9 protein-coding genes are annotated in these 11,538 nt (G+C 75.4%); all 9 read left to right on the top strand.

Annotation, left to right across the window (positions count from 1 at the left end; translation table 11 throughout):
- Positions 1 to 5: 5 nt before the first annotated feature.
- The 9 genes from AMK24_RS21885 to AMK24_RS21845 all read left to right on the top strand — a co-directional run bounded on the left by AMK24_RS21885 (position 6) and on the right by AMK24_RS21845 (position 11,517).
- A complete protein-coding gene (locus AMK24_RS21885) occupies positions 6 to 989 on the top strand; it encodes a DUF3068 domain-containing protein (RefSeq protein WP_073770520.1) in 984 nt (327 codons plus the stop codon).
- 219 nt (positions 990 to 1,208) lie between these two features.
- Complete coding sequence (locus AMK24_RS21880; protein ID WP_073770519.1) at positions 1,209 to 2,405, top strand: glycosyltransferase family 4 protein; 1,197 nt, start codon at positions 1,209 to 1,211, stop codon at positions 2,403 to 2,405.
- Complete coding sequence (locus AMK24_RS21875) at positions 2,402 to 3,121, top strand: class I SAM-dependent methyltransferase (protein ID WP_073770518.1); 720 nt, start codon at positions 2,402 to 2,404, stop codon at positions 3,119 to 3,121. Before AMK24_RS21880 ends, AMK24_RS21875 begins: the two co-directional genes overlap by 4 nt.
- Positions 3,118 to 7,533 (top strand): alpha-(1->3)-arabinofuranosyltransferase domain-containing protein, encoded by a 4,416-nt coding sequence (locus AMK24_RS21870; protein WP_073770517.1) that lies wholly within the window; start codon positions 3,118 to 3,120, stop codon positions 7,531 to 7,533. Before AMK24_RS21875 ends, AMK24_RS21870 begins: the two co-directional genes overlap by 4 nt.
- Positions 7,533 to 8,861: a condensation protein gene (locus AMK24_RS21865; protein WP_073770516.1), complete on the top strand. Its 1,329-nt coding sequence runs from the start codon at positions 7,533 to 7,535 to the stop codon at positions 8,859 to 8,861. The genes AMK24_RS21870 and AMK24_RS21865 overlap by 1 nt, the downstream gene beginning before the upstream one ends.
- Positions 8,858 to 9,583, top strand: coding sequence for a class I SAM-dependent methyltransferase (locus AMK24_RS21860; protein WP_073770515.1), 726 nt, complete (start codon positions 8,858 to 8,860; stop codon positions 9,581 to 9,583). The genes AMK24_RS21865 and AMK24_RS21860 overlap by 4 nt, the downstream gene beginning before the upstream one ends.
- Positions 9,584 to 9,587: 4 nt before the next feature.
- Complete coding sequence (locus AMK24_RS21855; protein WP_073770514.1) at positions 9,588 to 10,481, top strand: hypothetical protein; 894 nt, start codon at positions 9,588 to 9,590, stop codon at positions 10,479 to 10,481.
- A 50-nt stretch (positions 10,482 to 10,531) separates the two neighbouring features.
- Positions 10,532 to 10,750 (top strand): Trm112 family protein, encoded by a 219-nt coding sequence (locus tag AMK24_RS21850; RefSeq protein WP_073770513.1) that lies wholly within the window; start codon positions 10,532 to 10,534, stop codon positions 10,748 to 10,750.
- Positions 10,747 to 11,517: an FkbM family methyltransferase gene (locus AMK24_RS21845; RefSeq protein WP_073770512.1), complete on the top strand. Its 771-nt coding sequence runs from the start codon at positions 10,747 to 10,749 to the stop codon at positions 11,515 to 11,517. Before AMK24_RS21850 ends, AMK24_RS21845 begins: the two co-directional genes overlap by 4 nt.
- The last annotated feature ends 21 nt before the right edge of the window (positions 11,518 to 11,538 follow it).

Genomic DNA, 11,538 nt, shown 5'->3' with positions numbered 1-11,538 from the left:
CCCGGATGCGCCACAACGCTTCACCCCTCTCGCTCGTCCTGCTGGGGGCGGGAGTCTTCCTGCTCGTGCTGGCCCCGCTGCTCGTCTGGTACGTCCAGCCGCACGCCAAGCGCACCCCCATCGACATCGACACCACCACCGTCTTCACGGGGACGGGCAGCTACTTCGACACGTCCGAGGTGGAGACGGTCGAGGACAGAACGATCACGATCACCCGGCAGGTGCGCGGCGACGTGGCCGACAGCGAGCAGAGCGGCAACGCCGTGTGGGACGTCTCCACCTCGGTCGACCACGACGGGACCCTGCCGGCCTCGGACCCCCGCGACGCCCTCCAGTGGACCCTGGAGCGCTGGGTGACCGACCGCTCGACCAACGAGCCGGTCCACTGCTGCGAGGAGTCCCCGCGGTTCGACGGGGAGGCGTACCTCAAGTTCCCCTTCGACGTCGAGAAGCGCTCCTACCGCTGGTGGGACGGCACGCTCGGCGGCGTCGTGCGCCTCGCGTACGCCGGTGAGCGGGAGGTACAGGGCTACTCCGGCTACCTCTTCAAGGGCGAGGTGGAACCCGCGAGGACCGGGGTGCGCCAGGTGCCCGGCGTCCTGGTGGGCCGGAAGAAGACGCCCCAGGTGCTGGCCGAGGAGTGGTACTCCAACAGCGGCATCGAACTCGTCGTGGACCGGCGGACCGGCCGCATCATCAACGCGGCGATCGGCCCGAGGAAGACGCTGCGCGCCCCCGGCTCCAAGAAGGACGCCGTGGTGCTGCTGGAGAGCAGGCGGGTGGAGTTCACAGAGGAGACCCAGCGCAAGCAGGTCGAGCTGGCGTCGGCGGACAGCGACCGGCTCGCGATGCTCGGCACGACCGCGCCGGCCGGGGCGGCGGGGCTGGGCGGGGTGCTCGCCCTGGCGGGCGTCGTCCTGCTCGTCCGGGGCCGCCGAACGGAACCGGAAGCGCCGAATACTCACCTGATGACGATTCCGCGCACCTGAGTTACCGGCAAGTTGTTGCTCCGGTGAGTAGCCGGGGGCGTACCCGTGCCCAAAACTGTCTATCCCCACCAGAGCACGGCCCCCCGGTCTCGTCCCTGTCCCCTGCCCGCGTTCCCTTTCCCCGTCCGTCTCCGCCCCACCCTCGCCCTCGCCCCTCCGGCCCCTCCCCCCGCCTCCCGCGGGCCGCCTTCCCGCCCCCTGAGCCGAGTTGGAGCACGCATGCCCCGGCACGTACCTCCCCCCTTGCTCGACGCAGCCACCGTCCGCCCGGGCCAGGACCCGGCGCCCACCCCGGTCTCCGGGGCCCCCGGACGTATCGTCTTCCTCGCCCACCGCGACCTGGGCAATCCGGCCGCCGGCGGCTCCGAGCTGCTGGTCGACCAACTGGCCCTCGGCCTCACCGAGCAGGGTCACGACGTCACGCTGCTCTGCGGCGGACAGGCCGCCCGCAGGCCCTACCGGGTCGTCTCGGCGGGCTCCGCGCTGGGGCACTACATCGGCGCGCGGTCCGCGTTCGCCCGGCACATCGGCTCGTGCGACCTGCTCGTCGAGGTCTGCAACGGCATGCCGTACCTGGCTCCGCTGTGGCACCGCGGGCCCACCGTGTGCCTGGTCAACCATGTGCACACCGACCTGTGGGACATGCGCTTCCCGGCCCCGGTGGCCCGTGCCGGGCGCAGACTCGAGCACTGGGCGCTGTCCCGCGCCTACCGCGACCACCTGATGATCGCGGTCTCCCCGTCCACGGCGGGCGCCCTGCGCGACCTGGGCGTACCGGACAGCCGGATCCGAGTGGTGCACAACGGGGTCCAGGAGCCGAGCCCGCAGGGCGAACGCTCCACCACCCCGCTGTTCGTGGCGCTGGGCCGGCTCGTCGACTACAAGCGCATCGATCTGCTGCTCCAGCTCTGGGAGCGGGTCCGGCCGGTCACCGGCGGTCGGCTCGTGATCGTCGGCGACGGCCCCGAGCGCGCCCGGCTGGAACGACTGGCCGGCCCGGGCGTGGAGTTCGCCGGGCACGTGACCGAGGCGGAGAAGCACCGGCTGCTCTGCGCCTCATGGCTGCTGCTGCACCCGGCCGCCGTCGAGGGCTGGGGACTCGTCGTCACGGAGGCCGCGGCCCGCTCCACCCCCACCCTGGGCTTCGACGTGCCGGGGCTGCGCGACTCCGTCGAGGACGGCGTCACCGGCCTCCTCGCCCGCGGCGCTTCCTCGTTCGCCGCCGCCTGGTGCGCCCTGGCGCTGGACGACGAGCGGCGCGAGGCCATGGGGAAGGCGGCCCGCGAACGCGCCGCCGACTACCGGTGGACCTCCAGCGTGCGCCGGTTCGCGGCGGTGGCCGCCGAGGCGGCCGCCGGACCGCCGGCCGGCGCCGCGGACCGCCCGAAAGCCCCGGCGATGGGCGCGAGCGCGTGAAAGACCCCTCGTTCCGGCGGTCGGCCGCCCTGTTCCGCGCCTTCCTGCGCGAACAGGGCGACCCCGCCACCGCGTACACCCTGCTGGCCCGCGACGCGGCCGACCAGGTCGAACGGCACGGCCCGCTGCGGGGCAAGGTCGTGGTGGACATCGGCGGCGGCGACGGCTACTTCACCCGCGAGTTCCGGCGGCGCGGCGCGCACGGCTACCTCTTCGAACCGGATTCGGCGGAGATCGGCCCCGGGCAGCGCGCGGACACCGTCGTCGCCGACGGCTATCTGCTGCCGCTCGCCGACGGCGCGGCCGACGTCTGCTTCTCCTCCAACGTGCTGGAGCACGTCGCCGATCCGCACACCTTCCTCAGCGAGATGGCGCGGGTGACCCGTCCCGGCGGCCTCATCTACCTCTCGTACACCAACTGGCTCTCCCCGTGGGGCGGCCACGAGTGGGCGCCCTGGCACTACCTCGGCGCCGACCGGGCCCGAAGCCGCTACGAGCGGCGCACCGGGAAACCCGCCAAGCACCGGCTCGGCGAGAACCTGTTCAAGATCGGCGTCGGCGAGACGCTGCGCCATGTCCGGGGCCGCTCGGACGTGGCGATCGTGTCCGCACGGTCGCGCTACTGGCCCGTCCTCCCCCAGCTCGTGCCGCGGATCCCCGTCCTGCGGGAGTTCGCCACCTGGAACCTCCTCCTCATCCTCCGGCGGTGTTCATGACCAGCGCTGTCCTCCCACCCCGGTCCACGGCGCCGGACGGCGCGGACCCCGTGCCGCCCGGCTCCGCCGGGGGCCCGCCCCCGCCCCGCTCCCGGCGGTGGCTGCTGGGCTTCTGGGCCGCCGTCCTCGCGGCGTTCCTCGCCGTGTCGCCGGGAAGGATGACGTTCGACACCAAGCTCGGCGTCGTCGTGGACCCGTGGCGCTTCCTGAGCGACCTGGGCGAACTGTGGCACAGCCGGGCCGGGTTCGGCGGGATCGCCGACCAGTACGTGGGCTACGCCGTCCCGATGCTGCCGTACTACGGGGCCGCCGACCTGCTGCACGTGCCGGTGTGGCTCGCGGAGCGGCTGTGGCTGTCGCTGATCGTGGCGACCGCGTTCTGGGGGGCGCTCCGGCTGGCCGAGCGACTGACCGTGGGGTCTGCGGCGACCCGGCTGCTGGGCGCGGTGGTGTACGCGCTGTGGCCGACGTACACGATCGTCGTGGGTTCGACCTCGGCCGCGGCCCTGCCGGGCGCGTTGCTGCCGTGGGTGCTGCTGCCGCTGACGGACCCGCGATGGGCGCCGCGGGTCGCAGCGGCCCGCTCCGCGCTGCTGGTCCCGTTGATGGGCGGGGTCAACGCCGCCTCCACCCTGGCCTCGCTGCTGCCGGTGGGGCTGTACCTGCTGTCCCGGCCGGGCGGGCCGCGCAAGCGCGCGCTGCTGGCCTGGTGGATTCCGGGGGTGGTCCTCGCTACCGCCTGGTGGATCGTTCCGCTGCTGCTGCTCGGGACGTTCGGCGAGAACTTCATGCCGTACGTGGAGTCCTCGTACACCACCACGGCGACCATGTCGGCGACGGAGATGCTGCGCGGCGGCGGCAACTGGGTCGGCTACCTGAACTTCGGCGAGGCGTGGCTGCCCGCCGGCTGGACCGTGGCCACCGCGGCCGTCACCGTCCTGGGCTCGGCGCTCGCCGCCGCCCTGGGCCTGGCGGGGCTGGCACGGCGTGACCTGCCCGAGCGCCGCTGGCTGGTGCTGACGGTGCTGAGCGTCGCACTGATCACGCTCGCCGGGTACGGCGGTGCGCTGGGCGGGCCGTTCCACGGGACCGTGCAGGAGTGGCTGGACGGCCCGCTGGTGCCGTTCCGCAACATCTACAAGTTCCAGACGGGTGCGGCGCTCGCCCTCGCCCTGGGTCTCGCACACCTGACGGCGGTGGCCTCCCTCGCCGCCGCGGCGCGCGGCGGGCGGAACGCGGCCCGCTTCCGGCGGCTGGCCCCGGTGGCCGCCGCCGTGACCGTGCTGCCGGGTCTGGCCTGGCCGTACGTCAACGGCTCGATCCTGCAACCGGGTTCGTTCCGGGAACTGCCCGCCTACTGGGAGACCACCGGCGAGTGGCTGGAGAAGAACGCGCCCGAGGACCGTGCCCTGGTGGTCCCCGCGACCGCGCACGGCATCTACACCTGGGGCTCCCCCATCGACCAGCCGCTCGACGTGCTGGCGGACTCGCCCTGGGGGCAGCGGGACTACGTGCCGTTCGGCACACCGGGCAACCGGCGGGTGATGGACGCGGTCGAGCAGGCCCTGACGACCGGCGGCGAGGTGCCCGGGCTGAGCGCGTTCCTGAACCGGGCCGGGCTGCACCACGTGGTGGTCCGCAACGACCTGGACCCCGACCAGTTGGGATATGTGCCGACGACCACGGTGAAGCGCACGCTGGAGGCGTCCGGGTACCGGCGCGTCACCGGCTTCGGGCCCGTGATGACGGGCGGCCGGATCGCGGCGGACACCCCCGTGCAGGTGGAAGGGCTCTACCCCCGGCAGCGGGCCGTGGAGGTCTACGAACCCCCCGCCGGGACGGAGCGTCCGGGACGGGCCGGCACGGCGCCGGTCGCCTCGACGGCCGTGGTGAGCGGCGGGCCGGAGTCCCTGCTCCCGCTGTCGGCGAGCGGGGCGCTGGACGGAAGGCCGGCCGTGCTGGCCGGTGACGCGCACCCCGGCCTGGGGCGGCCGTCGCTGTACGCGGCGGGTGATGGACTGCGGCGCGCCGACACCCGGTTCGGGCTGGTCAACTCCAACACCTCGTACACGTACACCGCCGACGAGCGCAACGCGGTGGAGGCCGCGCAGGACCCCGGCCGCGAGCCCCGGCAGATCCTGCCGTCGACCGGTGCGGAGCACCAGACGACGGCGGTGCTGCGCGGCGCGAAGAAGGTCGGCGCCTCCTCGGTGGGGAACTGGCTGTTCCATCTGCCGCGGTACGACCCGGTCAACGCCTTCGACGGCGACCCGGAGACCGGCTGGGCCGAGGGGTCGCCGGGATCGCCCGAGAACGAGTGGGTGCGGATCGACTTCACCGGGCCCACGGACATCCCCGGCTCGCTCCAGGTGACGCCGCTGCCGAGCGCCGACGTGCGCGCCGCGCCGACCGTCGTGCGGGTCGAGACCGACCAGGGCTCCAAGGACAGTCCGCTGCGGCCCGACGGTTCGGCGCAGACGGTGGCCGCACCCGCGGGGCGGGCGGCCTGGTTGAAGGTGACGATCCTGGAGTCCCAGCAGGGGCGGCCCGGGCTGACCGGCGCCGGCTTCACCGACATCGCGATCCCCGGGGTGCGGGTGACCCGGATGCTGGAGCTGCCCGCCGACGCGCCGCGTGAGGGCGCCGACTCCACGGTCTACTCGCTGCGGCGGGGCAGCGACCCGGGCGGCCTGTCGTCGGTGGCGGCCGAAGCGGGCCTGCACCGGCAGTTCACCCCGCGGGAGGCGGGCGCGTACCGGGTGTCCGCGACCGCGGTGCCGGTGCCCGGCGACGCCCTGGACAAACTGCTGTTCGAGCTGACGGGCGAGCGGGAGCGGATCGAGGTGAGCGCCGACTCCACGGCGCGGCTGGGCACCGACCTCAGCCCGCGCAATCTGACGGACGGCGACCTGACCACGGCGTGGATCGCGGGCGAGCGCCCCGTCCTGCATCTGTCCTGGCCGGAGAAGAAGGAGATCGGGGAGATCGTCTTCGCCGCGGCCGGCGGTCTGTCCACCCGTCCCGAGCAGGTGCAGATCACCTCCCCGGACGGCACGGCGGTGGCCGCCGTGGACGAGAACGGCATGGCCCGCTTCTCGCCGATCAGGACCGACCGGCTGGACATCACCATCTCGCGGCAGGCTCCGCTGACCGTCCACAACCCGGTGGCCGACGACCGGTTGCAGCTGCCGGTCGGTCTCAGCGAGGTCTACATCCCGGCGCTGGAGGAGTACCGCACCCCGCAGCCGAAGCCGGACAAGACCTTCGCCCTGGCCTGCGGCAAGGGCCCGGTGCTGTCGGTCGGCGGTACGTTCCTGGAGACCCGGGCCGAGGGCCGGGTGCGGGACCTGACGCAGCGCCGCCCCATCGAGGTGACGCCGTGCACGAAGGGCGGCTCGGTGGAGCTGCCCGCCTCGCCCACCACCGTCGAGGCGGGGGACGCCGGGCCGCTCGCCATCACCGACGTCACCCTGGGCAACGGTGCGTCCGGGGCCGGGACGGGCACGCCCCGGCCGGTGGAGGCCGAGCGGGGCGACGGCGACCGGCGCACGATCGCCGTCGGCGCGGGCGAGGCGTCCTACCTCCAGATCCACGAGAACCACAACAAGGGCTGGAAGGCCACGCTGGACGGCGAGGAGCTGACGCCGCTGCGGATCGACGGCTGGCAGCAGGCGTTCCTGGTCCCGGCGGGCGAGGGCGGCACGGTCACGCTGGAATACGGGCCGGCCCGAATCTACCGGGCGGGCCTGATCGGCGCCGGAGTGCTGCTCCTGGTGCTGGCGGTCCTCGCCTTCGGGCGGCGGCGCGAGGCGGAACCGTACGCGGACGAGGACCGGCCCGTGCCGCCGGGGCCCGGCCTGGTCCTCGGCACGGTGGCGCTCACGCTGGTGGGGGCCGTGATCGCGGGGCCCCTCGCCCTGGCGGTGCCGGTGCTCGCCGTGCTCGCCCACTTCCGGCCCCGCCTGCTCGCGCCGGTGGCGTTCGCGGCGATGGCCGCCGCGGGCGCGGTCGCGGCGGTGGGCACCGGGGAGGCCACGGCGGCGGACGAGGGCGCGTTCAGCGCGACGGCCCAACTCCTGGCACTGACCGGGCTGTTCGCAGCCCTGGTCACGGCCGGGCGCGGACCGCTCGGCAAGCGGGCCGCCGGGGGCCGGGGGGCGGCCTCGCCCGCTGCGGCGGGCGACGGGGCCCCCACGGTTCCGGCGCGGGCGGTCGCCTCCGGCCGGACGGTCTCCACCGACCCGAAGCGCCCCCAGGGCGACCCGCCGCCCGCGCCCGGCAGCGGGCACGGATACGGGTCGGCGGCGGGCGAGGGGCACGCGTCGAGGCCGGGCGGCGGCCACGGCGATGAGAACCCGGCGCGGCGGTCCGGCGGCGAGCGGCCGCCGTCCCGTCCCGGAGGGAGCAGCTGATGGCGACCACGCAGCGTCCCCGGGCCCGGGGCGGCGCGTCCGGGCCCGGGGGGCCGGTCCGGGTGCCGTTCCCGGTGGTCGACGAGGTGTCCCGGCACTGTGCCCAGGACGCCGAGCCGAACACGGTGCACATCGAGATCCATCTGCCGGGCCCGGTGGACGAGGGGCGGCTGCGGGCCGCGTTCGCCGAAGCGCTCGCCCGGCACCCCCGGGCGCTGATGCGGGAGCGGCCCCGGGGGCCGTTCGCCCGGCGCTACGAGTGGGAGCTGACCGGGAGCCCCGACGTGGACCCGGTCTCCTTCCCGCCGCCGGCGCCCGGGGCGCTGGACCGGGCGCGGGCGCGGGCGCTGGAGGCGGCCCCGCCGCTGACGGCGTCGCCGCCGCTGCGGCTGGAGGTGGTCCGGGAGCCGGGGAGGGACGGCTGTGTGCTGGTGTTCGCCGTCCACCACACCGCTCTCGACGGCCCGGCGTGCATGCGGCTGGCGGCGACGGCCGCCGAGGTCTACGGCGCGCACCGCGCACCGGCCGCTCCCAGCCCGGCGCGCCCCGCCTCCGGGCCGTCCGCCGGGGCCTCTCCGGCGGCCCCCGCGGCGCGTCCCGCCCGGATCGCGGCGGGCGCGCCGGGGCCCGGCACGGCGCCCGGCAACTCCTTGCTGGTGGCCGAACTACCGGTGCCCCGGCGGGAGTCCGGGGCGCCTTACACGGTGAACGACCAGCTGATGGTGGCGACCGCGCTCACCGTGGCCGCCTGGAACCGGACGCAGGGCGCGCCGGGCGCCGACCGCCGTCCGCTGCGGATCACCATGCCGGTCGACGACCGCCCCCGGGGGCCCGAGATGCCCATCGGGAACGGCACCCGGCTGGTGGAGGTCGGCTTCGCCGCGTCCGAGCTGGTGCCCGGCACGGACGTCGCCGCCCTGCTGCGGGCGACCGCCGGGCGGACCAGGGCGCTCAAGGCGGTGCGGCGGCCCCCGCTGGGCCGTTCCGCCTCCCTGCTGACCGCGCCGCTGCTGCCGGTGGCCGCCCGCGCGGCGGCCACCCGGGGGCTGCGGGTGCTGGCGGGGCCGTGGACCTCGACGACGCTGCTGAGCAACATCGGCCGGCTGCCGTACCCGCTGGACTTCGGGGAGGCGGGCCGGGCCACGGCCGTGTGGTTCTCCGCGCCCGCCCGGATGCCCCGGGGACTGACCTTCACCACCGCGTCCACGGGCGGCCGGCTGCATCTGGCGCTGCGCTGGTCGCGCACCCTGCTGGGGGACGCGGACGGCGAGCGGCTGCGCGAGCTGTTCACCCGGCATCTGGCCTCGACGTCCTCGGAGACCGCATGACCGACACCACCGCTCCCCCGTCCGGACTGCGGGACTTCTACGAGAACCCGTCCGTCCCCGTCGCCTCGGGGGACGGCCGCACCCTGCGGCAGGCCCGGCTGCTGGCGGAGGCGCTGGGTGCGCCGGGGCGGGTGATCCTGGACATCGGGTGCGGCGACGGCACGGCGGCGGCCGCGGCGGCCCCGATCCTCGCCGGGCACCGGCTGATCGGCGTCGACTGGTCGCAGGACGCGCTGCGCCGGGCCCGTCCCCGGATGGGCGCGGTGGTGCGCGGGGAGCTGGAGCACGGCGGGCTGCCGCTGGCCGGCGGGTGCGCGGACGCGGTCCTGTTCAGCGAGATCCTGGAGCACCTGGTCGACCCGGACCAGGCGTTGGACGAGCTGCGCCGGGTCCTGCGGCCCGGCGGCCATCTGATGCTGTCCACCCCGAACCTGGCGGCCTGGTACAACCGGGGGCTGCTGCTCGCCGGGGTGCAGCCGGTGTTCTCGGAGGTCAGTCTGCGCGGGATCCACGGCCGCCCCGGTTCGGAGGTGGTCGGACACCTGCGGCTGTACACCGCCCGCGCACTGCGCTCGTTCCTGACGGCCTCCGGCTTCACCGACGTGACGATCAAGGGCGCCCCCTTCCACGGCGTGCCGCGTCCGCTGCGGCTGTTGGACCGGGCGGCGTGCGCGGTCCCGGGCGCGGCCTCCATCCTGCTGGCCCACGCGCGGCGGAGGTAGCGGCGTGTGGTGGGGTGTGGGCGCGGCCCTGGTCGCCAACGCGCTGTACAGCGTGGGGTTCGTGGTGGAGAAACGGGCCCTGGGCTCACTGCCCGCCCTGTCGGCCGACCGGCCGCTGCGGGTGATCCGGGTCCTGGCGACCAGTCCGCTGTGGATCGTCGGCGCGCTGGCGCTGGCGGCCGGGTTCGGGGCGCAGCTGGTCGTCTACCGGGCGCTGCCGATCGCGGCGGCGCAGGGCATCTTCGTCTCCGGCCTGGTGCTGCTCCTGCTGCTGTCCTCGGCGGTGCTGGGCGAGGAGTCCACGGGCCGGGAACGCTATGCGCTCGGCGGGGTCCTGGTCGCGCTGCTGATGGTGGTGGCCTCGGTGCGCGAGGGCGAGGACGTGGTGAGCGGCGACGCGCCGTGGACGCTGGTGCTCCTGGTCTGCGTACCGGCGCTGGCGGCGGGCGTCTGGCTGTACGTACGGGTGGAGAGCCGGGCGGCCAGACGGCACCGGATCCCCACCAGCGGCATCGGGTACGGGGTGGCGGTGGGCCTGCTCTACGGGGTCAGTTCGCTGGCCGTCAAGGGCACCTCCAGCCGGCTGACCGGCGCCGGTCCGGGAGGGGTCGCGCTGTCGCTGCTGGGCTCCCCCTACCCCTACCTGCTGCTGTTCACGGCGGTGGCCGGTCTCGTCATGTCCCAGACGGCGCTGCAACGCTGCCGGGCCTCCCTCATCGTGCCGGTGTGCACGACGGTGACCTGCCTGTTCACCGCGGTCCTCGGGACGCTCGCGTTCGGCGAGTCGCTGCCCGAGGATCCGCTGCCGCTGGCGCTGCGGGTGGGCGGCACGGCGCTCGCGCTCTCCGTCCTGCTGGCCATGCCGCGCCACGACCCGCCGCCCCCGGCCGCCCCCTGACCACCGCCCCGACCCCGTCTTCCGTCCCCCACGACACCCAGGAGCCTTCGATGAACCCCGACGACCCCCTGCTCGCCCTGCTGGCCTGTCCGCTCGACAAGGGCCCGCTGTCCCTGCTGCCCGAGGGCGGGGCGCTGTACAACCCCCGGCTGCGGCTGAGTTACCCGATCGTGGACGGTATCCCTCAGCTGCTTCCCTCCTCGGGGCGGAAGGTCTCGGCGGACGACCACGAGCGCCTGCTCACCCGGATCGAGGGCTCGGCCCCGTGACCACGTTCGCCTCGGCGGTGGCGTCCCGGCTGCCCGGGAACCTCGTCGGCTCGGCCTCCGTCGCCCTGTATCCGCGCTTCGAGCCCGAGCTGCGGCGGCTCGCGGACTTCTGCCCGCCGCACGGTGTCGCCCTCGACATCGGGGGCTGGTACGGGCCCTGGTCGCGGCGGCTGGCCGCCCGCTGCGAGCGGGTGGTGACCGTCGAGCCGGTGCCGCATCTGGCCGAGCACCTGCGGCGGACCCTGCCGGCGAACGCCCGGGTGGTCCAGGGCGCGGCGAGCGACCGGGAGGGCACGGCGCGGTTGTGGTTCCCGGCGGGCGACCGGGGCGACCGGGGGGTGTCGTCGCTGGCCCGCCGCGACATCCATGCGCACTGCCTGGAGGTGCCGTCGATCACCGTCGACGGCCTGGGGCTGCGCGGGGTCGGCTTCGTGAAGATGGACGTGGACGGGGGCGAGCGGGCGGCGCTGCTCGGCGCGGCGGAGCTGCTGCGCACCGACCGGCCGGCGGTGCTCGTGGAGTTGGAGAGCCGGCTCGGCCCGGTCGAGCCCGCCGTCGAGCTGCTGACCGGCCAGGGGTACGCGGGCTGGCTCCTGACGGGCCGGCACTGGGTTCCGCTCGACGGGTTCGACTTGGTGGCCCATCAGGCGCGGACCGAGCACCTGGTGCACCGGGGCCTGCTGCGCCGGGCGTTCGTCCCGCGCCGCGAGCGGTACCTCAACTCGGTGCTCTTCCTGCCGGACGGCCGGACGCCGGGCGCGGCCTGAGGGGCCGGAGTCCGGGGCCCG

This window comes from Streptomyces sp. CB02366 (genome assembly GCF_001905905.1).
Lineage (GTDB): Bacteria > Actinomycetota > Actinomycetes > Streptomycetales > Streptomycetaceae > Streptomyces.
Note: the sequence above shows the minus strand (reverse complement) of the source record. Positions and strands in the feature narration are given on the sequence as shown.

Excerpts from the sequence above, each read along its gene's own strand:
- AMK24_RS21865 (WP_073770516.1), top strand. The coding sequence starts at position 7,533 with ATGGCGACCACGCAGCGTCCCCGGGCCCGGGGCGGCGCGTCCGGGCCC.
- AMK24_RS21885 (WP_073770520.1), top strand. The coding sequence starts at position 6 with ATGCGCCACAACGCTTCACCCCTCTCGCTCGTCCTGCTGGGGGCGGGA.
- AMK24_RS21860 (WP_073770515.1), top strand. The coding sequence starts at position 8,858 with ATGACCGACACCACCGCTCCCCCGTCCGGACTGCGGGACTTCTACGAG.
- AMK24_RS21880 (WP_073770519.1), top strand. The coding sequence starts at position 1,209 with ATGCCCCGGCACGTACCTCCCCCCTTGCTCGACGCAGCCACCGTCCGC.
- AMK24_RS21850 (WP_073770513.1), top strand. The coding sequence starts at position 10,532 with ATGAACCCCGACGACCCCCTGCTCGCCCTGCTGGCCTGTCCGCTCGAC.
- AMK24_RS21870 (WP_073770517.1), top strand. The coding sequence starts at position 3,118 with ATGACCAGCGCTGTCCTCCCACCCCGGTCCACGGCGCCGGACGGCGCG.